Here is a 25,568-nt window from a genome sequence, read left to right on the forward strand (position 1 = left end):
ACTCTTAGCCCGCACATGGACTCGAATCGCCGTCGCATCCTCACCGCTTCCCTCGCCGCCGCAGCTGCCGCCGGCGTTCCCTCGCTCGCTTTCGCGGCAAAATCGAAATCCGCTTCAGCGGCCGCGGGGCTCGCGCCGACGCCGCCGATGGGCTGGAACAGCTGGAACTCGTTCGGCCCCACCATCACGGAAGCCCAGGCGCTGGAAAACGCCGACATCATGGTCGCGAAGCTGCTGCCGTTCGGGTACAACGTGTTCACCGTCGACATCCAGTGGTACGAGCCGAACGCGAACAGCTACGAATACCGCAAGGACGCCGAACTGACGATGGACCAGTACGGCCGCCTGCAGCCGGCGCCGAACCGCTTCCCGTCCGCCGCGAACGGCGCGGGCTTCAAGAAGCTCGCCGACCAGATCCACGCGCGCGGCATGAAGTTCGGCATCCACCTCATGCGCGGCATTCCGCGCCAGGCCGTGCGCCTGAACACGACTATCCTCGGCACGAGCCTGCGCGCGCAGGACATCGCCGACACGAAGGCGATCTGCGAGTGGAACGGCGACATGTACGGCGTCGACATGACGAAGCCGGGCGCCCAGGAATACTACAACTCCGTGTTCAAGCAGTACGCGGCGTGGGGCGTCGACTTCGTCAAGATGGACGACATGTCGCGCCCGTACGTACGCAACTGGCCCGAGGTCGAAGCGGCGCACAAGGCCATCGCGGCCAGCGGCCGCCCCATCGTCCTGAGCCTGTCGCCGGGCGAGATGGACCTGCGCTGGGCCAACCACGTGCCGCACTATGCGCAGATGTGGCGCATCTCGGACGACTTCTGGGACGAATGGCGCCTCCTCAACGACCAGTTCCAGCGCCTGGAAAACTGGAATCCCGTGATGGGCGCGAACTCGTGGCCCGACGCCGACATGCTGCCGCTGGGCCGGCTCGCCCTCGGCGCGCGCGACACCAAGTTCACGCCGGACGAGCAGCAGACGCTGATGTCGCTGTGGAGCATCGCCCGTTCGCCGCTGATCATGGGCGGCGACCTGCGCCACCTGGATGCGAAGACGCTCGCATTGCTGACGAACCCCGAGGTGCTGGCCGTGAACCAGCGCAGCCGCGACAACCATCCGCACCGCGCGGATGCCGGCACGCGCATCTGGAGCGCACGCTCGGCCGACAAGCGCAACCTGCAGTACCTGGCGCTGTTCAACACGTCCGATGCGCCGACCGAGATCGTGTTCGACCTGTCGCGCCTCGACCTGGGCAACCGCAGCGTCGCCGTGCGCGACCTGTGGGCGCGGCGCGACCAGCCGGCCGTGCGCGGCGCGCTGCGCATCACGCTGGCGCCGCACGCATCGACCTTGCTGGGCCTCTCGGCCTGAGGTGACAAAGGGTGACCATTCGAACGGAATAAACTGTCGGAATAGCGTCGATACAAAATTTGGAACATAATGGTCCGGTTCGCGCCGGCCCATCATGTTTCCATCCATCGACCGCATGAGAATACACCCGCTCACCGGGGAGTTTGCGCAGCGCGCAGACGAAACCGCGTTCCTCGTCCACCAACTGCCGCAGACACGGGCGCTGCTCGGCTACACGCTCGTGTTCTGCACCCTGTTCTACCTGGCGTTCTCGCTGTCGGACCTGGCCGCGCTGGGCTATGGTCCGACCTACCTGAAGCTGTGCGCCGCGCGCGCGGTCGTCGCCGCGACGGCCGGCACGTGCGCCTGGCTCGCGTACCACAGGCCGCTGACCCTGCACGCGACGCGCATCGCCGCCAGCGGCGCGGAAACCGTGGCGCTCGCGTGCTTCACCTTCATCGCGGTACAGCGTCCGGACGAGTTCCACTGGCACGCGATGTCGCTCGCGATCATGCTCATCGTGATCTACCTGTACATCCCGAACAGCTTCGCCAACGCGCTCGTGCTGGCATCCGCCGCCACCGCCGTCTTTCTCGTGCTGACGTTGAAGTACGGCCGGCTGACGGCGGCCGACGGCGTCACGATGGTCATGCTGCTCGTGCTGGCGAACGCGTTCGGGGCGCTCGCGGCGCGGCGCTTCAACCAGGTCTCGCGCGAGGAATACCAGGCGCGCGTGGCGCTGCAGCACACCGCCGCGCGCGACCACCTCACGGGCTGCTACAACCGCCGCTACCTGCACGAGACCCTGATGCGCCCCGGCCAGGTGCGCACACCGCACCACGGCGGCCTGCTGACGGTGGTCCTGTGCGACATCGACCACTTCAAGCGCATCAACGACACGTACGGCCATGCCAGCGGCGACGCCGTGCTGCGCAGCTTCGCGGAGCTGCTGCGGCACATGACGCGCGACGGCGTCGACAGCGTCGTGCGCTATGGGGGCGAGGAATTCCTGGCGATCCTGCCGGGCACGGACCTCGACGGCGGCATCCACCTGGCCGAACGGCTGCGCACACGCTTCGCCGACACGAGCGTCATGACCGACGACGGCAAGGAGCGCATGCGCACGACCGCGAGTTTCGGCGTCGCCTGCGCCGACCCCGCGGCCGATGGCGGGCACCACGTGCTGCGCGACCTCATCGCCGTGGCGGACAAGCTGATGTACGACGCCAAGCGCGGTGGCCGCGACCGCGTCCACGCATGCTGCGCCTGCAGCAATCCCCCTGCAGGGCTGCGCCGCGCCTAGTCGCGCACCTTGCCCCGCAACGCCTTCACCTGGCTGCGGCCCGCCTTGGATTCGAGCCGGCGCCGTTGCGATCCCAGCGTGGGCCGCGTGGGCCGGCGCACGAGCGGCACCGCCGCGGCCGCGTCGACGAGCGCCTGCAGCCGCGCCAGCGCGTCCGCGCGGTTGCGCTCCAGGCTGCGCGCGGACTGCGCCTTGATGACGACGACGCCGTCGCGCGTGATGCGCGCGTCCGGCAGCGCGCGCAGGCGCTCCTTCACGCCCGAAGGCAGCGAGGACGCGCCGATGTCGAAGCGCGCCTGCACGGCATTCGACACCTTGTTGACGTTCTGCCCGCCCGGCCCCTGCGCACGGATCGCGCTGAACTCGACCTCGTCCGGATCGATGGCGACGGGCGGGCGCACGGGCGTCAGCGGACCTGGGCGCCCAGGATCGCGCCGCCCGCCGTGCCGTACACGAACGGCCCGTTCAGCGACGAGCCGTCGGCATACGTCGTCGGCGTCTGCTGCGTCCAGCTGGACAGGTTGAACGTCGCATTCGTCTTGAAGCTGTACTGCGGCGCCGACGGATACGGCGACGGCTGCGCCACCTGCGCGCTCAGGCGGTAGACCTGCACGCCGCTGTTGATGTCCAGCGTCTTCTTCGCGGCACACTGCGCCGGTGTGCGCGCGAGCTTCGTGAAGTAGGCGGAGTTCTGCGGCGCGTACGGCGCCGTCGTGTTCTCGGGATTGTACGGATTGGCGACCAGTTGCGCCTTGACGCCGCCGCGCGGCCCGGACACCAGCACGGCCGTCTCCTCGTCGACGCCGATGCCCAGCACCTGGTCGAACCGTTCCACGCCGCCGGGGCAGCCGTCGCCGATGCGGGAGACGAAGCCGACCAGGCGGCCCAGGCGGTCGCGCGTATTGAAATGGTCGTCGGTGATCGTCTTTTCCAGGCCGGGGATGCCGATGAAGCTCCCCGTCTGGATGAATTTGCCGGACGACGTGTTGAGCGGGTCGATCGTCATGTAGCGGTTGAACGGATTCGCGAGCGCCTCGTCCGACGTCACGGTATCGTTCAAGGCGACGAACGCATACTGGCCCAGCATCGCATTGCCGGCGCTCGTGCCGCCGATGGGGATGCCCGCGTCGACGGCGCGCTGCAGCGCGGCCGCCAGCGGCGTGCTTTGCCAGTACTGGTAGTAATCCGCCTGGTCGCCCCCGGCGATGAAGATGGCGCTCGCTTTCGAGATCACGTCCAGCACGAACGGATCCGCGGCCGCGGTGCGGCTCGGGATCACGAGCGTCTCCACGGAGGTCACGCCCAGATCGAGGCCGCCGACCATCTCGTAATTGCGGCTCGTCGTCGTATCGACCGTACCGAGGCGGCTATAGACATACGGGTTGTACGCATCGCTGCCGGTCGCACGGAGGATGACGAAGCGGCCGCCGGTGGCCTTCGTGATGCCGGCCTGCGCGATCATCCAGCGGAACGCCTCGGCCACGTCGTAGCCGCCACCCATCAGCACGACGGACGGCGTACAGGCCGTCTGCCAGCACGACACCGGTTTTGCACGTACGGGCGTGGCCGGGTTGCCCACGTAGCTGTACGAGTATTTGGGACCGGCGTGCGCCGCCTCGGCGGCGAGCAGCGGAGCGATGGCGAGCAAGGCGCGGGCGAGCAATGCAGGGGCGGCCTTGGATTTCAGCGTGGAAGTCATGTGGGCTCCAATGGGCGGTGGGTTCGGTACGGCTGGCGTTGGCAGGCTCAGCATATTATCTTTTTTGCACCGTCGGAACCAGCTTCGCAAAGGAATTCCCGGATTTTCAGCATTTGCACCACACGCGGGCGGCGTGTATCGTCATGCCTGACCAATGAACCGCCCCGAAAGAACCACACGATGAGCTTCGACCTGATGGTGTTCGCCCCCGACGCCGCTCCGGCCAAACGGCCCGCCTTCCTCGACTGGTACGAGCAGCGGACAGAATGGACGGAGGACCACGGCTACGACGACCCGCGCGTGGCAACGCCCGCCCTGCAAGCCTTTTACACGGCGCTCGCGGCCGAGTTCCCGCCCGCGCCGGCCGGCGTCGAGGAACCCGAAACCGGCACCGACTACACCATCGGCCGCACACTCCTCTACATGTCGTTCCTCGACTGGGACCGGATCGACGCGGCCTGGGAAGCCGTGCACCGCCTGGCGGCCAAGCACGAACTGGGCTTCTTCGACGTCAGTTCCGACCTCGCCGAAGTCTGGCTGCCCGACCGCAAGGGCGGGCTGCGCGTGGCCCATTCCGATTGATGAAGCGGGAAGATACTCCGTCATGCCCGCGCACGCGGGAATCCATGCCGAGTATGCTGGCCACGTTCTTCATTGCCACCTCGTTGGTCACAAGGCGTCGGCTTCGAGCAGTCAGCATGGGTTCCCGCTTTCGCGGGAACGACGGTCCGAGCTAGTTCGTCGGCACGGACCCGACGCGCGGGCTTTCCTGCGGGCCGAGATAGCTCGGCTTCAGCCCGCCCGCATCGATCACGACGCGCTGCAGCACGAGTCCCGGATCGAGCGCCCAGAACTTCAGCGTATGGCGTCCCGCCGCCTTCACGTCGTGCGCCGTCGTGAACTGCGCGACGCCGTCCGTGACGATCTTCTCCCAATGCTGCAGCGATGCGTCCGCATGCACGTCGACGATGCGCGGCGCTTCGTCGTCGATGGAGACGGCATAGCGGAAGCCCGGTCCCGGCCGGAATTTCAAGGTGGGGGCCAGCGTCGCCTGCACGTTCACCTTGCCCGGCTCGAACAGGTAGACGTCGTACTCCAGCCGCATGCCGTCCGCCGGCGCCAGCGCGGGCGCGTCCACCGGCAGGGTCGTCATGCCGGACAGCGTGCGGCCCAGGCCCGGCACGCGCAGCCATTCGCGGCCTGTCGGCGCCAGCGCGCGGCTGTAGTGTTCCGCCTCGATGGCGACCGTGCCGCCCGTCTCCACGAAACCGGCGACCTGCGCACCGCGCTGGTCCGCGTGGCGCAGCGGGACTTCCACGGCGGCGTGCCGGCCATCCGGACCGCTCACCAGTACGCGGCCGGACGTGGCGCCGGCCGGCACCTGGTCCCAGCGCACGTCGACGGCGATCCGCTTCGACTTGTCCGTCGTGCCGGACGATTCACTCAATGCGATCCACGGCTGCTCGGCACGCGCGGTCCAGGCCACCGGCGCGGCGCCGCGGTCGAACACCTCGATGTAGCGGTTCGATTTGTCGAACGGGTCGAACGCGGGCAGGCGCAGGTCCTTCGCCGCCGGCCAGGCGGCCTCGCTGCCCTCCACCGCCACGCCCAGCGCCGGCGCGGCCGGCAGCGCGATCTCGCGCACCTCGGGCATGATGTTGGTCGCGGGATCGCGCCAGCTCGTGTAGCCGATGTGCGTCTGCGCCATCATGTGGTTCCATTTGCCGCCGTTGATCGTGTGGTACTCGCGCGAGATCGCGGCGTCCTGCGCGAACAGGTCGCGCGCCCGGGCGGCAAGGTCGTTCGTGTCGGCGCGGCCCTGCTGCGCGTGGAGGCGGTTCGCCTGCACCGTCGCATACAGTTCGCCCAGCGTGCCCGATGCGCGCACGGGATGCTCGACGAGCTGGAAGAACGCGTCCTTCTGCGCCGGCGCCAGCTTCGCCTTCACCCGCTCGACACGCGCGGCGAGGTCGCGCCAGTCGGCGACGATGCGCTCGGACTCGCGGTAGTTGGTCGCGCTGTACGTGCCCGGCTCCAGCTGTTCCGGCCGGCGACGGCCGTTGTAGCGGGCGTACGTCGCGACGATGTCGGCGATTTCCGCCGCGTTCTCGGAGCCGAACTCGCGCGTCGCCCACAGCTTCAGGTACTCCGGCAGGCGCGATGCGGGCCACGCGGCCGGGTTCCACGCATAGGTGAGGAAGAATTCCGTCGGCACTTCCATCGGCTTGAGGTCGCCCACGTTCACGACCCACAGCCGGTCCGCGCCGAGGCGCCAGGCGAGGTGCATCTGTTCCCACACCTTCGGCAGCGGCGTCACGTTGATCCACTTGTACGAGCGCGGGCCGCCCACGTAATCGAAGTGGTAGTAGATGCCGGCGCCGCCGCTGCGCTTGCGTTCCTCGGCGGTCGGCAGACGGCGGATATTGCCCCAGTTGTCGTCGCACCACAGCAGCGTGACGTCGTCGGGCACGCGCATGCCCTTCTCGTAATACTCCTGCACTTCCTTGTACAGGGCCCACACCTGCGGCACTTGCGGCAACGGTTTGCCGGTCGTCTGCGCGATCATCGCGCGCTGGTCGGCCACGATCCGCTGCAGCAGCGCGACGTTCGATTCCTCCGACATCGGCTCGTCGCCGTCGCCGCGCATGCCGAGGGTGATGACCTTGTCGTAGTCCTTCGCGCGGTCCAGCCCCTGCTGCCAGAACTCGCGCAGCACCAGTTCGTTGCGGCTGTAGTCCCACGGACCCTTGCCGTACTTTTTCCACTCCGCGTGGGCGCGCATCAGCGGTTCGTGGTGCGACGTGCCCATCACGATGCCCATCTCGTCGGCCAGCGGACCGTTCTCCGGATCGTCGTCGTAGAACGCATTGCCCCACATGGCGGGCCACAGGTAGTTGCCGCGCATGCGCAGGATCAGCTCGAACAACCTGCCATAGAACTTGTGGTTGAAGCCGCCGAACTTTTCCTTGGCCCAGCCGGACAAGGCGGGCGCCTCGTCGTTCAGGAAGATGCCGCGGTAGCGCACGACGGGCGCGTCGGCCACGCGCGTGCCGGCCGCCACGGCGAGCACGTCGTGCTTCGCGGGCGCCACGTCGGCCCACCAGTTCCACGGCGAGACGCCGATCTGCTCGGACACCGTGTACAGCCCGAAGATCGTGCCGCGCCGGTCGCTGCCCGCGACGACGAGTGCGCGCGCCACGCCCGGCAGCGGATTGCGCACCGTCTGCACCAGATAGCCTTCCCATTTCCCGCGCACGGCCTTCGCATCGATCTTGTTTTCGCGCGCGAGGCGGTCGATCAGCGCGCTTTGGCCGAGCGTGCCGACGATGACGACGTCCGACCCCTTCGCCACGGCACCGGCCGACGCCAGCAGCGCGGGCCGGATGCCGGACACGCGTTCGATGTCCGCCTGCAGGTCGGCCGCCGCCCGGCGCACGCCCTTGAATTCGTTCGGGTCCACGACGATGCGCGCGGCCTGGCCGGATCGCGCGAGTACGACGGCATCCTTGCCGGCTTCGAACGTGACGAAGGGGCGCTCTCCCAGCGCCCATGCCGGCTGTGCGGCCGCGAGCGCCAGCATGGCGGCTGCGACGAGTGATCTCATAAGTCTCCTGATGTTTTTATAGGTGGTTTCAGCGCGCGATGCGGCACGTCTTGAGCTGTTCCAGCGGCACCGCGTCCGCCATCGCCTTGTAGCCGGCGGTCGACGGATGCAGGCCGTCGTTGTCCAGGGTCTTCAACAGGTGGTCCGGCTTGGCCGGATCGCGCAGCGCCGCATCGAAGTCGACGACGCCGTCGACGACGCCCGCGGTACGGATCCACTGGTTGTAGGCGAGGCGGTCGGCCTCATTGTCCGGACCCGGCGCGTAGTAGCCGCTGCCGCCGTACGGGGTGATCGTGGCGCCCAGCACGCACACGCCCTGCAGGTGGGCGCGCGCGACGATCTGGCGGTAGGCCTGTTTCAGGTCGTCCAGCAGGGCCGCGCGCGCTGCCGGCGTGTCTTCCTTGTTCCGGTGCTGCACGCCGAAGTCGTTCACGCCGATCATGACGATGGCGTGCGTGACGCCGGGCCGCGCCAGCACGTCGCGATCGAAGCGGGACACGAGGTTCGGGCCCAGCCCGTCGCGCAGCATGCGGCCGCCGCCGATGCCCGCGTTGACGACGCCGACGTTCGTCATTCCCGCGGCGCGCAGGCGGGTCGCGAGGCCGTCCGTCCAGCGCGCATAGGTATCCGGATTCACGCCGTAGCCGTCAGTGATCGAGTCGCCGATCGCGACGACGGTGTGCGCCCCGGCGCGGGCCGGCACCTCGACGCCCGTGATCTGGTACCAGCGCGTGAAGGTGTCGGCCTGCGGCCAGCTCGCGGCCTGGACCTGGTTGCCGGGCACGCGGAAGCTCGTCGCCCGGGCGCCCGGGTGGCCCGTCTGGCGCGCGGGCGCCTGGGCGAAATGCAGCGAAATGGCAAGGTCGGCGCCCGCCGCATGCGGCAGGTCGATCGGGTCGCTCACGTATTCCGCGCCGGCGGGAATCGTAACGGACGCGGCGCCGCCGAAACGCAGCGGGCGCAGGCTGGCGCCGTCGACGTCGGCCTTGCCGGGCGCGCGCGCCAGCGCGACGCTGCCGGCGTCGATCACGAGCGGCGTCGTGCCGAACGCATTGGTGAGCTTCACGCGCAGCTGGTCGCCGCTCAGCGACACCCGCACGATCTGGCGCAGGCTGGCGTCCTGCCACTGCGCGGCGGGCAGTTCGTTCTGGCCTTCCGGCACGAGTTGGGCGCTCCCCCACGAGGCGACCCAGTGTTCGCCGGCGGGGGTTTGGACGGCGATGGCGGCACAGCCGCCGAGGGAGAGACACAGGAGGCTGGCTGCCAGAATCGATTGACGGGACATCGTTATTCCTTCACACTGGGCAAATGGTTGCGCTACCATTCTAGTTTAGATCAATGTTACGGGCAACGAGATATATTTTTTTCGTATGCCCGACATCACCAGGAGACCCATACAATGCCCCTCATCCAGCGCGCCGCCAGCCCGATCATCACCGAAATGCAGGTGATCCCCGTGGCCGGCCGCGACAGCATGCTGCTGAACTTGTGCGGCGCCCACGCGCCCTACTTCACCCGTATCCTCGTCCTGCTGAAGGACAGCGCCGGCAACACCGGCATGGGCGAGGTGCCCGGCTCGAATGGCATCCTGCGCGCGCTGGAGCGGCTCGTGCCGCTCGTGACGGGCACCGAAGTGGCGCGCTACAACCGCACCCTGAACGTGCTGCGCGCGGCGATTTCCGGCGTGAGCCACCAGGTGACGTCGAGCGCCGAGGAAGCCGTCATGAAGCAGCCGCACGAGATCAACCTGCGCCTGGAGAACGTGGTGACGGCCGTGGAGGCGGCGTTGCTGGACCTGCTGGGCCAGCACCTCGCGGTGCCGCTGTGCGAACTGCTCGGCGACGGCCAGCAGCGCACGCACGTGACGATGCTCGCGTACCTGTTCTACATCGGCGACCGCACGCAGACGGATCTGCCGTACGACGGCGACGCCGCCAAGGACGGCTGGTACAAGGTGCGCGACGAAGAAGCGTTGAGCCCCGAGCAGATCGCCGACCTGGCGTCCGCCGCCGTCGACAAATACGGCTTCCGCGACTTCAAGCTGAAAGGCGGCGTGATGCGGCCGGAAGACGAGATCGCGGCGCTGGCCGCCATCAAGCGGCGCTTCCCGGATGCGCGCGCGACGCTGGACCCGAACGGCGCCTGGTCGCTGGCGGAAGCGATCGCCGCGTGCAAGGGCCAGGGCCACGTGCTGTCGTATGCGGAAGACCCGTGCGGTCCGGAGGGCGGTTATTCCGGGCGCGAGATCATGGCCGAATTCAAGCGCGCCACGGGCATCCGCACGGCGACGAACATGGTCGCGACGGACTGGCGCCAGATGGCGCACTCGCACCTGCTGGGCGCCGTCGACATCCCGCTGGCCGACCCGCACTTCTGGACCATGCAGGGTTCCGTGCGCCTCGCGCAGCTGTGCCACGACTGGGGACTGACCTGGGGCTCGCACTCGAACAACCACTTCGACGTGTCGCTCGCGATGTTCACGCACTGCGCCGCCGCGGCGCCGGGCGACATCACGGCCATCGACACGCACTGGATCTGGCAGGAAGGCCGCGAGCGCCTGACGACGGAACCGTTGCAGATCGTGGGCGGCCAGGTCGCGGTGCCGGATGCGCCGGGCCTGGGCATCCAGCCCGACATGGAACGCATCCTCGCCGCGCACGAGTTGTACAAGAAGGTCGCCGGCGGCGCGCGCGACGACGCGATGGCCATGCGCTACCTCGTGCCCGGCTGGCAGTACGACCCGAAGAAGCCGAGCTACGCGCGCTGACGTCGTCGTTCCCGCGAAAGCGGGAACCCATACTGACTGCCCGAAGTCGATTCTTCGTAGCCGACGAGGTGGAAATGAAGACCGTAATTGGCATACTCAGCATGGATTCCCGCCTGCGCGGGAATGACGACGCTATTTCTGACGGCTTTTGAAAAACCATATTCCGGACACGAGTGCGCGAAAGCGGGAAAGACGTTGCGCGGTATCACGCGGCCTGCGCGCCCGGCACCTCGCACTGCAGGAATTTGTCGAACTCCGCCAGCGCCATCGGCCGCGCGAACAGATAGCCCTGCGCTTCGTCGCAGCGGCAGCCGCGCAGCATCTCCATGATCTCTTCCGTCTCGATGCCTTCCGCGACCACGGTCAGGCCGAGCGCGTGCGCCATGTGGACCAGCGCCGCGACGAATTCGTCGCCGTTGGGGCACTCGTCGAGGAAGAACGAGCGGTCCAGTTTCAGCACGTCGACGGGAAAGCGCTTCAGGTACGACAGGCTCGAATAGCCGGTACCGAAATCGTCCAGCGCCAGCTTCACGCCCAGGCGCTTGAGGCGGTGGAGCACGTCGACGGACTGGTCGATGTCGTCGATCAGCGCGCTCTCCGTCAGCTCCAGTTCCAGTGCGGACGGCGCAAAACCGGATTCGCGCAATGCCTGTTCGACGTCGGCCACGAGCTCCGCCGACCGCAGCTGGCGCGCCGACACGTTCACCGACACGCGCAACTGCGTGCCGTATTGGTCGGACAGGCGCTTGCCGACACGGCAGGCCTCGCGCAGCGCCCAGCGGCCGATCGCCTCGATATGGCCGCGCTCTTCCGCGATCGGGATGAATTCGAGCGGCGACACCTGCCCCAGTTCGGGATGCTTCCAGCGCAACAGGACTTCCACGCCGCGCAGGCGCCACGTGCGCACGTCGATGCGCGGCTGGTAATACAGTTCGAACTGGCCCAGCTCGAGCGCGCGCCGCAGCGCCGCCTCCACCTGCAGGCGACGGCGCGCTTCCACGCTCATCTCCGGCTCGAAGAACTGGTACGAGCTCGCGCCCAGCGCCTTCGCCTTGTACATCGCCGTGTCCGCGTTCTGGAACAGCAGCTCCGGCGTGGCGCCGTCCTGGCCCGACAGGCTGATGCCGATAGCCGCGCCCACGCACATCTCCAGCCCGTCGATGTGGAAGGGATTGGTGAGGGTCTCCAGCAGCCGCTGCGCGATGCCGGCGGCGGCGCCACGTCCCGCGCAATGGGCCGCCACGACGAATTCGTCGCCACCCAGGCGCGCCACGACGTCGCCCGGACGCAGGCACGATTGCAGGCGCAGGCCCACCTGGCGCAGCAGATGGTCGCCGGCCGCGTGGCCCAATGAATCGTTGACTTCCTTGAAGCGGTTCAGGTCGATGAACAGGACGGTGGTTTCCGCTTGGCCGCGCGCCTGGCCCAGCATCGACTGCAGATGGCCGTTCAGCCACGCGCGGTTGGGCAGGCCCGTCAGGTCGTCGCGCGTGGCCAGCTGCTCCAGCCGCTCCTCGGCGCGCTTGCGGTCGGTGATGTCGTGGAAGAAAACCGACAGTCCCTCCTCGTGCGCATACACGCGCACGCTGAGCCACACGCCTTCCGGTTCGTAGAATGTCTCGAACGCCGCGTTCGAGCGCGTCGCCATCGCCCGCCGGTAGATGACGCCGGTCTCGGTGCCGTCCAGGTCGTTCGCGAGGTCCCACAACACCCTGCCGCCCGAGGTGCCGGGCTCGACCCCGGCGAACACCTCGGCCAGCGTGTTGGCGTACGTGATCTCCCAGTTGCGGTTCACCGAGAAGAAGCCGTCCTCGATGCTTTCCAGGATCGTGCGCAAGCGCGCATGCGCATCCTCGACGCGGTGCAACATCTCCCTTTCGCGCGTGATGTCGCGCGACACGAGGACGGCGCCGAACACGGTGCCCGTGACCGGATCCGTCACTTTGCGCACCTTGGAGCCAAGCTCGACGTAATGGCCGTCGCGGTGCCGCTTGCGCACCGCGACCACGTCCGGGATGTCTTCACCGGCGAGGATGCGCGCGAGCGCGGCGCCGGCCGCCGCCTGGTCGTCCGGATGGAGGAACTCGAGGACGCTGCGCCCCACCATCTGCGCCGCGTCCCAGCCCACGACAGTCGTGTACGACGGCGACACGTGGATGTAGCGCCCATCCACGCCGCAGTGCGCGATCAGGTCCATGCTGTGGTCGACGATGAGGCGGTGCTCCGCCTCGCTGCGCAAGGCGCGGTCGAGCGTGGCCCTGTGCGCGGTGACGTCGGCGAAGGTGCCGGACCATCCCGCGCAGCGGCCGTCCGCATCCACGGTCGGCAGCCCGGACACGATGACCCGGCGCAGGCAGCCATCCATGCCGCGGAGCTCGACTTCATGGCCGAACGCCACGTGCCCGGCCAGCGCATGCGCGACATCGTCCGCCGCCTGGCGGTCCACGACGTACGAACCTACCCAGTCCTGCAGGCGCGTCGCGACGGCGAACGGCGGCAGCGCGCCGGAGCCGTGGTCGACGACCGACGTGCAGACGCCGTCCGTATCCGTGGTCCAGATGCTCGCGATAAACGTTGTGGGGTGTGGCATGGGGATTCTGAAAAGGTGGGAAACAGCATCCTGAGCAGTCATTATGCGACATGACTATTGGCGTAGGACAAGGCCCACGCAAAAACAGCTTGGATATGTTGCCCCACAACAACTCAGAAGGGCGATGCAGCACGGCGCCGGCGGCGATGCCGGCACCGCGTGAGGAGAACTACTGGCGCAGCAGCGTACGCAGGGTGCGCGACAGGTCCTCGGCCGAGAACTTGGCGACGTAGGCGTCGGCGCGGACATTCTTGACGTGTTCCTCGTTCGTGGTGCCGGACAGCGACGAGTGGATCACGACCGGCATGTTGCCGAAGCGCGCGTTCGACTTGATGTTGCGCGTCAGGGTGAAGCCATCCATTTCCGGCATCTCGAGGTCGGTCAGCACGAGGGCGACCTTGTCGTGCACGGTCTTGCCTTCGGCTTCCGCCGCGGCCGCGATGTGGTTCAGCTGTTCCCAGCATTCCTTGCCGCTCTTCGTCATCACGAACGGCAGGCCCATCGCGTCCAGGCCCTGCTCGATCAGGGCGCGCGCGACGACGGAATCGTCCGCGGCCAGGATCACGGCGCCCGGCTTCAGCTTCATCTTGGCGCCGACGGCCTGTTCGATGTTCTCGGTCTGCGCTTCCGGATTCAGGTTGCGCAGGATCGTCTCGACGTCGAGCACCTGGGCCAGGCGGGCCGGCTGGCCGTCCACCGGTTCCAGGCGCGCGATGCTCGTGACCATGCCGCTGCCGGCGCTCTTTTCGGCCGACATCACCTGCGTCCAGTCGAGGCGGACGATTTCTTCCACGCTCTCGACGGCAAACGCCTGCGTGGTGCGCGCGAATTCCGTCACCAGCATGATGTTCAGGCCGGTCTTGGGCGTGACGCCGGCAATGCCCGGCAGGTCGAGGACCTGGATGATCTGGCCCCGCAGGTTGACCACGCCCAGGACGTGGTCGGGCGCGCCGGCCACCTTGGTGATCGTCGGCATCGCGACGATCTCGCGGATCTTGAAGACGTTAATGCCGAACAGCTCGCTGTGCTCCCCGCTGGCGTCGCCGCCGAGACGGAAAAGCAAAAGCTCGAATTTGTTCGTGCCCGTAAGGTTGCTGCGCTCGTCGACTTCCTGCTGAACCGATTTCATGTCCCATCCCGAAAAAGTTGATTCTTTTGGGAAATTCTAGACGCGAACTGCGTGTCGGTGTAAAGACCAGCAAGAATCTCTGTCACTTTTCGGCGATATCGCACCAAAAAACCACACACATTTGATGAAATCGTAACGGCTGATCACGCTGTCGAGGCCTGCGCATCCACCTCACGCAGCGCCTGCCGCGCCATCTCGAGTATGCCTTCGAACGACTTCGCGGCGGCGATGAAGCGGCCGTTGTGGCAGAAACCGGCATCCGCCACGCCGGTGACGGCGGCCAGGTCGGCATCGCGCAGGCCCGCCCAGGCGGCCGGGAGGTCGGCGCGCGCGTCGAAGCTCTCGGCGCTGACGGGCACCGTGTGGATCATGTGGCGCTGCTCGGCCAGGCTGTAGCTGACGACGAACAGCACCTTCGGCATCTCCTTGCGCACGATGGCCGTCCACGGCAGCGCGGCATTTTTCAGATACAGCACGCGGCCGCCTTCGAGCACCTCGGCATGCCGCACCTGCTCCACGGCGAGCTGCGCACCGACGCGGTACTTGACCGCATTGATCATCAGGTCCGTGAGCAGGCCCAGCACGCGCCGGAACTGCTCGTCGCGGTAGGCCTCGGCCGCAGGGCCATAGCCGAGCCGTTGCTCGTCAAGCCAGTTCGGGTTGAAGCCGGAGACGATCGCGGACAGGCCATAGCTGCCCGGCGCGTTGCGGGCCGCGCCCACGTCGGACAGGTCGAGGTATTGCACGACGTCCGCATCGATCGCGTACGCCATCTGCTGGGCGCCCTCCTCCGACAATCGGTAGCCCGCGTGCCGTTCGGCCAGCAGCGCCACGCAGCGCGCGCCGTATTCGCGCCACACGAGGCCGGCGCTGGCATACGGTACGCCGCTCATGCGGGCGCCGTCGAAGCCCTTCTGGTGGTGGTCGAAGCGGCCCGCGGCCGGGTTCCACTCGCCGCCCACGTCGATGGCGACGTCGGCCCGCGCGATGATCGCGGGGTCGCGCGTGCGCACGAGCTCCGCGTCGGGATACAACAACAGCAGCACGGCCACCGCCCACGCATCGTCCGCGTGGAATTTACCGCTGTGGGTCACGATCAACATACTGGCTCCAGTCTGAATGCATACCCCGATGATACCGGCTTTGGCCGCAAGGCCGGGCACGGGTATCATGCTTTGTATTCCCATCCGCATCGAGACGACCCCATGGCGATCCGCTTTCCGACCCTGCCCCTCGCTTTCGTACTGAGCCTCGGCCTGGCGCCGGCCGCCGCGCGCGCGGACGCGCAGGCACCCGCGGGCAGCGCGAAGGGGTCGCTCGTCATCGCGGGCGGCGCGCTGCGGGCCGACAACGCCCCCGTGTGGAAGAAGATCGTCGAGCTCGCCGGCGGACGCGGCGCGCGCATCGCCGTGTTCCCGACGGCGGCAGGCAATCCGGAGCGCTCCGGCCGCCTGACGGCCGAGATCCTGGCCAGCTACGGCGCCCGCCCGTTCGTCGTGCCGCTGGCCGCCAGGCTGGCCGGCACCGACGTGCGCCGGGCCGCCGACGACCCGCAGCTGGCGGCCAGCGTGCGCTCGGCCGGCGGCGCGTTCTTCACGGGCGGCGACCAGGGCCGCATCACGGCCGCGCTGCGCCACGCCGACGGCGGCGCCAGCGCCGTGCTGGACGCGCTGTGGGACCTGTACCGGCGCGGCGGCGTCATCGCGGGCACGAGCGCCGGCGCCGCCATCATGAGCAAGACCATGTTCTACGAAGGCCGCGCTCCGTTGCCCACGCTGCGCGACGGCATCACGGACGGCCGCGACATCGCGCCGGGCCTCGGCTTCATCGGCGACGAGGTGTTCGTCGACCAGCATTTGCTGATCCGCGGCCGCTTCGCCCGCATGCTGCCCGCGATGCTGGCCAAGCACTACAAACTCGGCCTCGGCATCGACGAGAACACGGCGGCCGTGGTCGCGCCGGACCGGTCGATCGCCGTCATCGGCTATAAGGGCGCGCTGCTGCTCGACCTCGGCCAGGCCAGCGTGGACGCCGCGCGCACCGGCTTCAACGTCACGGGCGCCCGCATCAGCTACCTCGACAGCGGCGACCGCTACGACCCGGCCAGCGGCCGCTTCACGCCCGGCCCGGACAAGGAAAAAGTCGACCCGGCCGACCCGTCGTACCGCGGCCCGCTGTTCGCCGCCGACATCCTCGGCAACACGGCCGTCGTCGACCTGCTGATGAAGCTGTGCGACAGCGACCAGGCGCGCGCCACGGGCATCGCGTTCGGCGACCCGGCCGGCGCCGCGGCCGACCGCGGCTTCGAATTCACTTTTACGCGCACGCCGGAGAGCGAGGGCTGGACGTCGAACCGGGCCGATACCTATTCGGTGTACCGGGTGCGGATGGACGTGCAGCCGGTGAAGCTGGCGTTGCCGCTGTATCGGGCGGAATGACACGCCGCGCTTGTCGCCGACCCGGGTTCGACCACCCGGTTCAGCGTCCGGCACTTTGCGCCGTGTCGAGTACTGATATTTCCATGCGGAAATGTTAGAATGCCGGGGTTCGATCGATTGCGGTGCGCCAGCGTCGCGTCACCGCAAGTTTCCCCGGAAGTTCGTATGTCGGTAAAAAGAAACGATTCTGATAGCCCCGCCCGCTTCAACTATCTGGTCTGTCTCGACCTCATCGTCGTGGCCTGCATCCTGGTCGTGGCCGGCCGGCCGGACGGCCTCGCGATCACGGTCAGCGCGATCATCATCGCCGGGGCCGCGGTCATCTATCGCTGCGCGGTCGGGGTGAAGTCCCATATGTCGGCCAGGCCCGCGCAGCCGCACGCGGATCCAGGCCAGGTGGAGCGCGATTTCGTCGCCCCCACGCCGGTGGAAAGCCCCATCGTGGCCCGCTCCCGGTCGAAGTCGTGGCTGCGCGACGGCGACTAGCGCGCGATCGACACGGCCAGTGTCTCCTTGACCTCTTCCATCACGACGTAACTCTTCGACTGGCCGCCGTCCGCCACATGCAGGATCTCGCCCAGTAATCTCCGGTATTCCGTCATCTCCGGAATGCGCGCCTTGATCAGGTAGTCGAAATCGCCGGACACGAGGTGGCACTCCATCACCTCGGGAATCGCCAGCATCGCCCGGCGGAAGCGCTCGAACGCCTGCTCCGACTTCTGGCGCAGCGTGATTTCCACGAACACGAGTACCTGCAGCCCCAGCGCCCGCGGCGCCACGCGCGCGTGGTAGCCCGCGATGACGCCGTCGCGCTCCATGCGCTTGACCCGCTCGATGCACGGCGTCAGCGACAGGCCGACGCGCTCGGCCAGGTCCTTCATCACGATGCGGCCGTCGTCCTGCAGGATGTAGAGGATGTGCAGGTCGATGCGGTCCAGCACACGGTTCGAGTCTTTTTGCACGCGCATGATTTTTCACTGAAAAGTTGATGGCAAACCGAAACAATTATCGCATTCCTACCACTACAATAAAAACATCTTCTAATTCTAGAATAACAGAGACACAAGGAAAACTATGCGCGTCATCGTACTCGGCAGCGGCGTGGTCGGCGTGACCACCGCTTATTACCTGGCGAAGGCCGGCCACGACGTCACCGTGATCGACCGTCAACCGGGTCCGGCCCTCGAAACCAGCTTCGCCAACGCCGGCCAGATCTCGCCGGGCTATGCGTCGCCGTGGGCGGCGCCGGGCATTCCGCTGAAGGCGTTCAAATGGCTGTTCCAGCGCCACGCGCCGCTGGCGATCCAGCCGGACGGCTCCCTCTTCCAGCTCCAGTGGATGTGGGAAATGTATAAAAACTGCGACGCCGGCCGCTACGCCGTCAACAAGGAACGCATGGTACGCCTGGCCGAATATAGCCGCGATTGCATCCGTGCGCTCCGAGCCGAGACGGGCATTGCCTACGAAGGCCGCCAGCAAGGCACCTTGCAGCTGTTCCGCACGCAGGCGCAGTTCGACGGTGCCGCGAAGGACATCGAGGTGCTGAAACGGGCCGGCGTGGCGTTCGACGTCCTCGGCCGCGAGCAGCTCGCGCAGGCCGAGCCGGCGCTGGCCCACGTGCGCAACAAGCTGGTCGGCGGCCTGCGCCTGCCGAACGACGAGACCGGCGACTGCCAGCTGTTCACGTCGCGCCTCGCGCAGATGGCACGCGACCTCGGCGTGCGCTTCCAGTTCGACACCGCGATCGAGCGCCTCGATATCGCCAATGGCCAGATCGTCGGCGTGCAGACCAGGAAAGGACAGGAGCGGGGCCGGGTGACGGCGGACCGCTACGTGCTGGCACTGGGCAGCTATTCGCGCCTGCTGCTGAAGGATCAGTTCCGCGTCCCGGTCTACCCGCTCAAGGGCTATTCGATCACGGTGCCGATCGTCGATGCGGCCAGGGCCCCCGTCTCCACGATCCTCGACGAAACCTACAAGATTGCCGTGACCCGCTTCGACGACCGCATCCGCGTGGGCGGCATGGCGGAGATCGCGGGCTACAGCAAGGTGCTGAATCCGCGCCGGCGCGAGACGCTGGAACTCGTCGTCAACGACCTGTTCCCGGGTGGCGGCGACGTGGCGCGCGCCACGTTCTGGACGGGCCTGCGTCCGATGACGCCGGACAGCACCCCGATCGTGGGCGCGACGCCGCTGAAGAACCTGTTCCTCAACACGGGCCACGGCACGCTGGGCTGGACGATGGCGTGCGGCTCGGCCAGCGTCATCGCCGACCTGGTGAGCGGCAAGGTCCCGGCCATCCACGCCGACGACCTCGCCGTGTTCCGCTATGCCGGCACCCGCACCGCGAACGTGCGCGCGGAGCTGGCCAAGGCATGAACGCGGTCGCCCATCCCACGCACATCGTCGACCCTGGCCAGGCGGCCCGTGCCGGCGCCGTCCTGACGATCGACCTGGACGCCATCGCGGCGAATTACCGCCTGCTGGCGGAACGCGCGGCCGGCGCCGTCGTCGCCGGCGTGATGAAGGCCGATGCCTATGGTCTCGGCATGGCGCGCGTGGCGCCCGCGCTCGTGCGCGCGGGCTGCCGCGTGTTCTTCACGGCCCACGTCGACGAAGGCATCCGCCTGCGCGGCATCGTCCCGCCCGGCAGCACCGTCTACGTCCTGCATGGCCCGCCGCCGGGCACCGCCGCCGACTTCCTCGAACACGGCTTGACGCCGGTGCTGAACGACCAGGGCCAGGTGCGCGAATGGAGCGCCCTGTGCGCACGCATCGGCCGCCGTCTCGCGGCCGCGGTGCAGGCCGACAGCGGCATGTCGCGCATGGGCCTCGCGCCCGCCGATCTCGCCGCGCTGGGCGACCCGCGCGACTGGCTGGCCGCGTTCGACCCGGTCCTGCTGATGAGCCACCTGGCCTGCGCGGACGTGCCGGACCATCCGATGAACGCGCGCCAGCGCCTGCGCTTCGACGCCATCCGCGCGCAGTTCCCCGCCATGCCGGCGAGCCTGGCGAATTCGTCGGCCGTCTTCCTCGGCCCCGATTTTCATTACGACCTCGCGCGCCCGGGCGCCGCGCTGTACGGCATCAACCCGCAGCCGGGCCATGCGAACCCGCTGCGCCAGGCCGTCTCGCTGGATGCGCGCATCGTGCAGGTACGGACGATCGAGGCGGGCGCCGCCGTCGGCTACGGCGCGCGCTACGTGGCGGAGGGCACGCGCCGCATCGCCACCATCGCCATCGGCTACGCGGACGGCTGGCTGCGCGCCCTGTCCGGCCGCGGCAGCGCGTACATCGACGGCGTGCGCGTGCCGGTCGCGGGCACCGTGTCGATGGACAGCATCACGCTGGACGTCACCGGCATTCCGGACGCGCGCCTGCAGCCGGGCATGAGCGTCGAGCTGCTCGGGCCGCACCAGCATGTCGACGACGTCGCGGCGGAGGCCGGGACGATCGGCTACGAAGTGCTGACGCGGCTGGGTGCGCGGTTCGAGCGGCGTTACGTGGGCGGGTAGCCTTTACCCCTGCCTACCGGCGGCAGAGCGCGCTCACCGGATTGTCGCCTTTCGCGGTAATGACACCAAGGCGATACGGCAGCTTGATGTAATCGTCCACGCGCACTGCCGGGTCGTTCCCCTGGAACAGATATTCGAGAGGGCGGCACGGATCGATCGTCATCGTCTGATCCGCATTTGTCCGTATCATTTCACCGTGCGAGATGCCTTCGGACCACAGCCGTTCGACGTTATCGTGGCCGGCGAACGTATTCATCGGCGCGGACGAAAACGGTTCCCATTTTCCGTCCAGGCGATCGCTCTTCCAGATGCGGAAGTAGCGCCCTTTCGGCGAGATTGCCTCCACCAGCGTGATGTACGTATCCGAATTCGCGATCCGGTAGGTGTTGCTGGCCTCGAATACATCTTCGGTCTTTTCGCTGATCACCGCGACGGTATTGCGGAAGCCGTTCGGGAACTCGCTCACCCCCGTTTCCGAGCGCAGCAAGCGCCCATGGTCATCGGTATTGAACAGATAGCATTTCTTGTCGTCGCAGATCACCCAGAAGTCCAGCCAGCCCTGCCCTTGCGGTGGCTTGATGATATCCGGAGCAACGGAAAAGAACGGTTTCGGAGCGCTCCACGACATCGGATCGCCGATATCGTCCGACGTCGAATACAGCGGATCGCCGCCCTGGTAGACCAGATACCATTTTTTCTGCGGCGCGAAATAAAACACCTGCGGCGCGGCGCGATAGCCCGGACCCATCGGGGATTTGTCGAGCGGGACGATCTTCGCCGACGCGGCGTCCGTCCATTTGCCGAAGCTCGTGTAAGCGAGCCCCCAGCCCTTGGAGCCGGCGGTCGTCATGAACACATGATATTTGCCGTCCACGTACACGATCGACGGGTCTTTGACACCATAAATCGTCTGGCCTGAAGCCGGTTGAGGCGATACCAGCGGTGCGCTCGACGTCCAGTCGAACGTCGACTTTGCAGGCGCCTGTACGGGCTCGGCGGCGCTGGTCGCCAGCACGGCGGCGAGTATCGCCCCGAGAATGCACTTCCCAAATTTCATGGTGTTCCTATTGTTGGCACGTTGAATGATGCAGGCAGTCGCGGGAGATTGTATGCTATGGATCTAATGCGAAAAATCGCGGAGATGTATGTTTTCCGCCAATCGTGCCAATGAAATTGTCCGACCGGGGCGGCGGAGATGAAGCAGGACGACATCAATGAGATCGAGTGGCGTAATCCGGCCAACTGGACCTGGCGCGGACCGCTCGGCCTGTATGCCAGCAAGCGCGACACGCGCCTGCTGGTTCCCAAGGCCATGCCGATGATGGGTTGGACGCTCAACTTCGGGCACCCCGGCTGGACCGGCGTCCTGGTTGCCCTCGCGGCCCTGGCGCTCGTCCTGGCGGTGGCGCAGGGCTTGTTCACGTAGCGCGTCCTCGAGCCGGTCGTTCCCCCAGAACATCTCGTCGCCCGCGAAGAACGTGGGCGCACCGAAGATGCCGCGGGCCTGGGCGGCAGCCGAGCGCGCACGGAGTGCGGACTTGCACGCCTCCGACCGCGCCGCCTCGATGACCGCCCCGCCGTCCACGCCAAGGCCGGCCAGGATGGCGCCGATGACCGCCTCGTCGCCGATGTCCCGGTCATCCGCGAAATTGGCCAGCATGACCTGCTCGCAGAATGCGAATTCCCACGCCGTCCCCTCCCCCTGCAACGCGATCCGCGCGGCCAGCAGCCCGTTGCGCGGGAAAACGGAAGGCCGCCGCCAGCGCAAGCCGTATTTTGCGCACTGCCGCTCCATGTCGCGCCACACATAGCGCCCCTTGGCCTCCTGCAGCACGAACGGCGACGTCTCCCACCCCTGCGCCTTGAAGATCGGCCCGAGCAGGAATGGCCTGGGCACCACCCGCACGCCCGCGGCGGCCGCGAGACCACGAATCCGCATCATGCTCAGGTAGCTGTAATTGCTGCCGAAGTCGAACCAGAATTCGATCGTATCCATGTACGGCTCCTGTCAGTCGAAGATGAGAAGGCAGCGGATCTCGATGCTCTCGCGCGGCGGCGTGCCGGGCGGCGTGTCCGGATGGGCGAACGCGGCGTGCGGTGTGAAGCATGGCATGCCGTCCAGGGAATCGTACTGCTTGAACACCAGCACCTCGTCGAACTGCATCGCAGGAAAATACGACCACGCGTGGGCCGGGTTGTGCAGCACTTCGAAGATCTCGCCGGTGCGGGTCGGGTAGACGATGTCCGCGGCCACGAGATCCGACCGCGCCACGGTGCGCGCATCGCAGACCGCCAGCGGCGCGTCCAGCACCGGCAGCCTGGTCGTGCGCCACAGGTTGAGGATCGCATGGCGCGCGGCCGGCCGGAAGCCGTGCGCTTCCATCTCGAGCGCCAGCCTGCGCTGCGCCGACGCCGGCGTGAAGTCGCAGTGGACGCGCGTGGCGGTGCTGGGACGCTGGCCGTCGCGCGCGCCGAACGGCGTCAGGGTGCCGGGATCGCGCCGGCGTACGAGATGATCGAACACGATGGCGCGGCGCGCGCCGGTGACGGCCCGCGCCAGCGCCTCCATCTCGCGGTAGTACACGCGCTCGATGGCGTCGCGCCCGGCGAACGACGGCATCGCGCTCGGAGCGCTGCACAGCTGGAAGCCCTCGCGGTCGAGCGCGGGCGGCTCGGCGGCGGCGCGGCCGTCGCGGATCGTCACGGGCATGGCTGCGTAATCGCAGGTGTCCCATGCATGCCCGCCGGGCGGCGCGAGCATCCAGGTGACGGGTTTGCGGTCTGCGCTTTGCAGGTACTCGAGTGTCGCGTCGACGGTGGCGGGATGCATGCCGGGTCCTTGGATGAAGTGGCGAAGAGTCTTCATTACATGCTGTCGCGGCCTGCCCTTCAAACGTTTAAAATGACCGTGCCGCATGCCGAACCGGCATGTCAGGAACCTGCCCATGCCGAGCCGACTGATCGACCTGCCGCCGCTGGACCTGCTGCGCACCTTCGTCGCGGTGGGCCGCCGCATGAGCATCACGCTGGCCGCGCAGGACTTGTGCATCGTGCAGTCCGCCGTCAGCCGCCAGATCCAGGCGCTGGAAGCGACCCTCGGCTGCCGCCTGTTCGTGCGCGGGTATCGCAGCATCGAGTTTACGCCCGAGGGCCGGCACCTGTTCCGGAATGCCGATCCGATGCTGGAACAACTGGGGTCCGTGATCGGTATGCTGCGTCCTCCCGCCGAGCGGCCGTGCATCACCATCACGGCCACCATCGGCGTCACCGCGCTCTGGCTGCTGCCCCGGCTGGGCGCCTTCCAGCGCGGGTCGCCCGACATCGACGTGCGCGTCGCCGCCACCAATCGCGTGATGGACCTGGACCGCGACGGCATGGACCTCGCCCTCCGCTACTGCCCCGACACGGCGGCGCCGGGCGACGCGGTCCGCCTGTTCAGCGAGATCCTCATCCCGGTCGCGCATCCGTCGCTGGGCGTGTCGGCCATCGAGGAACCGGCCCAGGTGCGCCGGCACGTGCTGATCGATTACGACGACAGTTCGCGGCCCTGGCTCCAGTGGAAGCACTGGCTGCGCGGCGCCGGCCACAAGACGGGGACATCCGGCAACGGCCGTCTGCTGTTCAACCAGTACGACCAGGTGGTGCAGGCGGCGCTGGCCGGACAGGGCGTCGCACTCGGCCGCCTGGCGCTGGTCGGCAACCTGCTCGCCGAAGGCAAGCTCGCGGTGGCGACGGCGCGGCCGCCCGTGACGACCGATCACGGCTACTGGCTGCTGACGCGGCCCGGTGCGGACAGCCGCGCACTGGCGGCAGTGCGGGACTGGATTCTTGCGGAGGCCGCGGCGACAAATCGATGACAGATTTCATCCGGTATCGCGACTATATTGGCGAGACCCAAACCAATCAACGAAGGACTACCAGGCATGCTGAAACATCTCCTGAGCGCCGCGGCAGCGGCATGCGTCCTGGCCGGCTGCGCCGAAGCGCCGACCAGCGACGGACCGCAACTCGCGCGCGAGGACCGCGAGCCCCCCACCGGCAGCATGCTGCCGCGCCGGCACCAGACCGGTAACCCCCAGGTGATCAACAAGGACCAGATCGACACCAACCAGATCCTGAACCCGGGCGCCACGCAGCCGCACATCAAGCCCTGAACAGCATGTCGCGCGCGAGCGCGCCGATCGCGACCGTGGCCGGATGGCTCATGCGCCGTTCGGTCGTGATCGCGTAGACCTGCTCGACCACCGCATCGACCGTGCCGAGCGCCACGACCTGGTACTGGTCGCACACCTGCGCCGCGATGACCGTCGGCGCGAAGAACACCCCCGCCCCTGATTGGCCGAATGCCTGCATCATCGCGCTGTCGTCGAACTCGCCGATGACCCGGACGTGGATGTCGCCGCTTTCCAGCCAGTGCAGCAAACGGCCCCGGATCGCGACATCCTCGCCGGGGAACAGCACCGGGGCATTCTCGAGGCACGCCGGAAAATCCGGTCCCAGCCGGGCCGCCAGGTCCGCGGTGGCGAACGCGGTCATCGAACTTTCCCCGAGCAAGTGGTTGTAGGCACGCACGCTGAAGTGCGCGGGGATCGTCCGGTCCGCGATGACGAGGTCGAGACGATGGACGGCCAGGTCCGCGAGGAGGTTGTCGAGGCGGCCTTCGCGGCACACGAGCCTGACCGGTTCCTCCAGCTTCAGGGCCGGCTCCACGAGCCTGCACGCGATGAGTTTCGAGACCGAATCGGCACACCCCACGCGAAACGGTTGCGGCGACGCGAGCTGGCTGTTCCGCACGAGTTCCAGCAATTCATCCCCGGCCGTGAAAATCTGTTCGGCCGAGCGGGCAATGCGCCGGCCGGCCTCGGTCAACTCGAGGTTGCGCCCGGCGCGCCGGAACAGCTGCACCCCCAGCGTGGCCGCGAACTCGGACAGCTGCCCCGAGATCGCGTGCGGCGTCAGGTGGAGCTGCGCGGCGGCCGTGGCGATGCTGCCGGTCTTTGCCACCATCCAGAAGTAGCGCAAATGCTTGTAGTTGAGTGAGCTCATGGCGTTCGAATACATCGAAAAAGTCGATGAATGATGAAAGATAACACGATTAGTCCGATCCTTACCTGCCATCTATAGTGAACGTTCAATCAACCGCAACGATGACCGGAGGGCGATG

Annotated in this window: 22 protein-coding genes and 1 pseudogene; 11 read left to right on the forward strand and 12 right to left on the reverse strand. The window is 67.7% G+C overall.

Annotated elements, in window-relative coordinates; genetic code table 11:
- Window positions 1–15: 15 nt before the first annotated feature.
- Together ASD28_RS22220 and ASD28_RS22225 are read left to right on the forward strand one after the other, a co-directional pair.
- On the forward strand, window positions 16–1,380 hold the full coding sequence (locus tag ASD28_RS22220) for a glycoside hydrolase family 27 protein (protein ID WP_056133442.1): 1,365 nt from the start codon (window positions 16–18) through the stop codon (window positions 1,378–1,380).
- A gap of 94 nt (window positions 1,381–1,474) precedes the next feature.
- Window positions 1,475–2,662, forward strand: a complete 1,188-nt coding sequence (locus ASD28_RS22225) for a diguanylate cyclase (RefSeq protein ID WP_229411943.1) — start codon at window positions 1,475–1,477, stop codon at window positions 2,660–2,662.
- On the opposite strand, the gene arfB is transcribed toward ASD28_RS22225, so the two are convergent.
- Window positions 2,659–3,063, reverse strand: coding sequence for an alternative ribosome rescue aminoacyl-tRNA hydrolase ArfB (gene arfB / locus ASD28_RS22230; protein WP_056133445.1), 405 nt, complete (start codon window positions 3,061–3,063; stop codon window positions 2,659–2,661). The genes ASD28_RS22225 and arfB overlap by 4 nt on opposite strands.
- A 5-nt stretch (window positions 3,064–3,068) precedes the next feature.
- Complete coding sequence (locus tag ASD28_RS22235; protein ID WP_056133448.1) at window positions 3,069–4,361, reverse strand: cyanophycinase; 1,293 nt, start codon at window positions 4,359–4,361, stop codon at window positions 3,069–3,071.
- 180 nt (window positions 4,362–4,541) lie between these two features.
- Here ASD28_RS22235 and ASD28_RS22240 point away from each other — a divergent pair, with 180 nt between their 5' ends.
- Complete coding sequence (locus tag ASD28_RS22240) at window positions 4,542–4,943, forward strand: hypothetical protein (RefSeq protein WP_056133450.1); 402 nt, start codon at window positions 4,542–4,544, stop codon at window positions 4,941–4,943.
- A 151-nt stretch (window positions 4,944–5,094) separates the two neighbouring features.
- Here ASD28_RS22240 and ASD28_RS22245 read toward each other — a convergent pair whose 3' ends face one another.
- The gene (locus ASD28_RS22245; RefSeq protein WP_056133453.1) at window positions 5,095–7,965 is read right to left on the reverse strand and encodes a glycosyl hydrolase 115 family protein; all 2,871 of its coding nucleotides are present in this window, start codon (window positions 7,963–7,965) and stop codon (window positions 5,095–5,097) included.
- 28 nt (window positions 7,966–7,993) lie between these two features.
- Window positions 7,994–9,250 (reverse strand): SGNH/GDSL hydrolase family protein, encoded by a 1,257-nt coding sequence (locus ASD28_RS22250; RefSeq protein ID WP_056133454.1) that lies wholly within the window; start codon window positions 9,248–9,250, stop codon window positions 7,994–7,996.
- A 114-nt stretch (window positions 9,251–9,364) separates the two neighbouring features.
- Here ASD28_RS22250 and ASD28_RS22255 point away from each other — a divergent pair, with 114 nt between their 5' ends.
- Window positions 9,365–10,732, forward strand: a complete 1,368-nt coding sequence (locus ASD28_RS22255) for an enolase C-terminal domain-like protein (protein WP_056133457.1) — start codon at window positions 9,365–9,367, stop codon at window positions 10,730–10,732.
- 205 nt (window positions 10,733–10,937) lie between these two features.
- On the opposite strand, the gene ASD28_RS22260 is transcribed toward ASD28_RS22255, so the two are convergent.
- The 3 genes from ASD28_RS22260 to ASD28_RS22270 form a co-directional block, all read right to left on the reverse strand.
- Entirely contained in the window at window positions 10,938–13,322 is a 2,385-nt protein-coding gene (locus ASD28_RS22260; protein ID WP_056133459.1) for a bifunctional diguanylate cyclase/phosphodiesterase, read from the reverse strand.
- Between the two features lie 169 nt (window positions 13,323–13,491).
- The gene (locus ASD28_RS22265; protein WP_056133461.1) at window positions 13,492–14,451 is read right to left on the reverse strand and encodes a chemotaxis protein; all 960 of its coding nucleotides are present in this window, start codon (window positions 14,449–14,451) and stop codon (window positions 13,492–13,494) included.
- Window positions 14,452–14,594: 143 nt separating this feature from the next.
- Window positions 14,595–15,554: an MYG1 family protein gene (locus ASD28_RS22270; RefSeq protein WP_056133463.1), complete on the reverse strand. Its 960-nt coding sequence runs from the start codon at window positions 15,552–15,554 to the stop codon at window positions 14,595–14,597.
- 102 nt (window positions 15,555–15,656) lie between these two features.
- On the opposite strand from ASD28_RS22270, the gene ASD28_RS22275 reads away from it, so the two are divergent.
- Window positions 15,657–16,889: a cyanophycinase gene (locus ASD28_RS22275; RefSeq protein WP_056133466.1), complete on the forward strand. Its 1,233-nt coding sequence runs from the start codon at window positions 15,657–15,659 to the stop codon at window positions 16,887–16,889.
- A 165-nt stretch (window positions 16,890–17,054) separates the two neighbouring features.
- Window positions 17,055–17,375: a hypothetical protein gene (locus tag ASD28_RS22280; RefSeq protein WP_056133468.1), complete on the forward strand. Its 321-nt coding sequence runs from the start codon at window positions 17,055–17,057 to the stop codon at window positions 17,373–17,375.
- Here the strand turns inward: ASD28_RS22280 and ASD28_RS22285 are convergent.
- Window positions 17,372–17,857, reverse strand: a complete 486-nt coding sequence (locus ASD28_RS22285) for a winged helix-turn-helix transcriptional regulator (protein ID WP_056133470.1) — start codon at window positions 17,855–17,857, stop codon at window positions 17,372–17,374. The genes ASD28_RS22280 and ASD28_RS22285 overlap by 4 nt on opposite strands.
- 106 nt (window positions 17,858–17,963) lie before the next feature.
- On the opposite strand from ASD28_RS22285, the gene ASD28_RS22290 reads away from it, so the two are divergent.
- Both ASD28_RS22290 and alr read left to right on the forward strand, forming a co-directional pair.
- Window positions 17,964–19,268 (forward strand): D-amino acid dehydrogenase, encoded by a 1,305-nt coding sequence (locus tag ASD28_RS22290; RefSeq protein ID WP_056133472.1) that lies wholly within the window; start codon window positions 17,964–17,966, stop codon window positions 19,266–19,268.
- Entirely contained in the window at window positions 19,265–20,404 is a 1,140-nt protein-coding gene (gene alr / locus ASD28_RS22295; protein ID WP_056133475.1) for an alanine racemase, read from the forward strand. The genes ASD28_RS22290 and alr overlap by 4 nt, the downstream gene beginning before the upstream one ends.
- A 13-nt stretch (window positions 20,405–20,417) precedes the next feature.
- On the opposite strand, the gene ASD28_RS22300 is transcribed toward alr, so the two are convergent.
- Window positions 20,418–21,461 carry a non-reducing end alpha-L-arabinofuranosidase family hydrolase gene (locus tag ASD28_RS22300; RefSeq protein WP_082577046.1) on the reverse strand — a complete coding sequence of 348 codons (1,044 nt, stop codon included), beginning with the start codon at window positions 21,459–21,461 and terminating at the stop codon, window positions 20,418–20,420.
- Between the two features lie 255 nt (window positions 21,462–21,716).
- Here ASD28_RS22300 and ASD28_RS33365 point away from each other — a divergent pair, with 255 nt between their 5' ends.
- Entirely contained in the window at window positions 21,717–21,830 is a 114-nt protein-coding gene (locus ASD28_RS33365; protein WP_373994865.1) for a hypothetical protein, read from the forward strand.
- Between the two features lie 15 nt (window positions 21,831–21,845).
- Here the strand turns inward: ASD28_RS33365 and ASD28_RS33370 are convergent.
- Window positions 21,846–22,400, reverse strand: a pseudogene (locus tag ASD28_RS33370) (2-hydroxychromene-2-carboxylate isomerase); the annotation flags it as partial.
- A gap of 12 nt (window positions 22,401–22,412) precedes the next feature.
- On the reverse strand, window positions 22,413–23,234 hold the full coding sequence (locus tag ASD28_RS22310) for a CmcJ/NvfI family oxidoreductase (RefSeq protein ID WP_056133478.1): 822 nt from the start codon (window positions 23,232–23,234) through the stop codon (window positions 22,413–22,415).
- Window positions 23,235–23,349: 115 nt separating this feature from the next.
- Between ASD28_RS22310 and ASD28_RS22315 the strand changes: the two genes are divergently transcribed.
- Complete coding sequence (locus ASD28_RS22315; RefSeq protein WP_056133481.1) at window positions 23,350–24,261, forward strand: LysR substrate-binding domain-containing protein; 912 nt, start codon at window positions 23,350–23,352, stop codon at window positions 24,259–24,261.
- A 66-nt stretch (window positions 24,262–24,327) separates the two neighbouring features.
- A complete protein-coding gene (locus ASD28_RS22320) occupies window positions 24,328–24,558 on the forward strand; it encodes a hypothetical protein (protein WP_056133485.1) in 231 nt (76 codons plus the stop codon).
- On the opposite strand, the gene nhaR is transcribed toward ASD28_RS22320, so the two are convergent.
- Complete coding sequence (gene nhaR, locus ASD28_RS22325) at window positions 24,548–25,450, reverse strand: transcriptional activator NhaR (protein WP_056133619.1); 903 nt, start codon at window positions 25,448–25,450, stop codon at window positions 24,548–24,550. The two genes, ASD28_RS22320 and nhaR, sit on opposite strands and share 11 nt — an antisense overlap.
- Window positions 25,451–25,568: the final 118 nt, after the last annotated feature.

It is taken from the genome of Massilia sp. Root133, from assembly GCF_001426525.1.
GTDB classification, from domain to species: domain Bacteria; phylum Pseudomonadota; class Gammaproteobacteria; order Burkholderiales; family Burkholderiaceae_D; genus Telluria; species Telluria orientalis.

Excerpts from the sequence above, each read along its gene's own strand:
- ASD28_RS22265 (WP_056133461.1), bottom strand. The coding sequence starts at position 14,451 with ATGAAATCGGTTCAGCAGGAAGTCGACGAGCGCAGCAACCTTACGGGC.
- ASD28_RS22310 (WP_056133478.1), bottom strand. The coding sequence starts at position 23,234 with ATGCATCCCGCCACCGTCGACGCGACACTCGAGTACCTGCAAAGCGCA.
- ASD28_RS22235 (WP_056133448.1), bottom strand. The coding sequence starts at position 4,361 with ATGACTTCCACGCTGAAATCCAAGGCCGCCCCTGCATTGCTCGCCCGC.
- ASD28_RS22275 (WP_056133466.1), top strand. The coding sequence starts at position 15,657 with ATGGCGATCCGCTTTCCGACCCTGCCCCTCGCTTTCGTACTGAGCCTC.
- ASD28_RS22240 (WP_056133450.1), top strand. The coding sequence starts at position 4,542 with ATGAGCTTCGACCTGATGGTGTTCGCCCCCGACGCCGCTCCGGCCAAA.
- ASD28_RS22315 (WP_056133481.1), top strand. The coding sequence starts at position 23,350 with ATGCCGAGCCGACTGATCGACCTGCCGCCGCTGGACCTGCTGCGCACC.
- ASD28_RS22260 (WP_056133459.1), bottom strand. The coding sequence starts at position 13,322 with ATGCCACACCCCACAACGTTTATCGCGAGCATCTGGACCACGGATACG.
- ASD28_RS22245 (WP_056133453.1), bottom strand. The coding sequence starts at position 7,965 with ATGAGATCACTCGTCGCAGCCGCCATGCTGGCGCTCGCGGCCGCACAG.
- ASD28_RS22225 (WP_229411943.1), top strand. The coding sequence starts at position 1,475 with ATGTTTCCATCCATCGACCGCATGAGAATACACCCGCTCACCGGGGAG.
- ASD28_RS22290 (WP_056133472.1), top strand. The coding sequence starts at position 17,964 with ATGCGCGTCATCGTACTCGGCAGCGGCGTGGTCGGCGTGACCACCGCT.
- ASD28_RS33365 (WP_373994865.1), top strand. The coding sequence starts at position 21,717 with ATGCCGATGATGGGTTGGACGCTCAACTTCGGGCACCCCGGCTGGACC.
- ASD28_RS22220 (WP_056133442.1), top strand. The coding sequence starts at position 16 with ATGGACTCGAATCGCCGTCGCATCCTCACCGCTTCCCTCGCCGCCGCA.
- ASD28_RS22250 (WP_056133454.1), bottom strand. The coding sequence starts at position 9,250 with ATGTCCCGTCAATCGATTCTGGCAGCCAGCCTCCTGTGTCTCTCCCTC.
- ASD28_RS22270 (WP_056133463.1), bottom strand. The coding sequence starts at position 15,554 with ATGTTGATCGTGACCCACAGCGGTAAATTCCACGCGGACGATGCGTGG.
- ASD28_RS22285 (WP_056133470.1), bottom strand. The coding sequence starts at position 17,857 with ATGCGCGTGCAAAAAGACTCGAACCGTGTGCTGGACCGCATCGACCTG.
- nhaR (WP_056133619.1), bottom strand. The coding sequence starts at position 25,450 with ATGAGCTCACTCAACTACAAGCATTTGCGCTACTTCTGGATGGTGGCA.
- ASD28_RS22255 (WP_056133457.1), top strand. The coding sequence starts at position 9,365 with ATGCCCCTCATCCAGCGCGCCGCCAGCCCGATCATCACCGAAATGCAG.
- ASD28_RS22280 (WP_056133468.1), top strand. The coding sequence starts at position 17,055 with ATGTCGGTAAAAAGAAACGATTCTGATAGCCCCGCCCGCTTCAACTAT.
- ASD28_RS22320 (WP_056133485.1), top strand. The coding sequence starts at position 24,328 with ATGCTGAAACATCTCCTGAGCGCCGCGGCAGCGGCATGCGTCCTGGCC.
- alr (WP_056133475.1), top strand. The coding sequence starts at position 19,265 with ATGAACGCGGTCGCCCATCCCACGCACATCGTCGACCCTGGCCAGGCG.
- ASD28_RS22300 (WP_082577046.1), bottom strand. The coding sequence starts at position 21,461 with ATGAAATTTGGGAAGTGCATTCTCGGGGCGATACTCGCCGCCGTGCTG.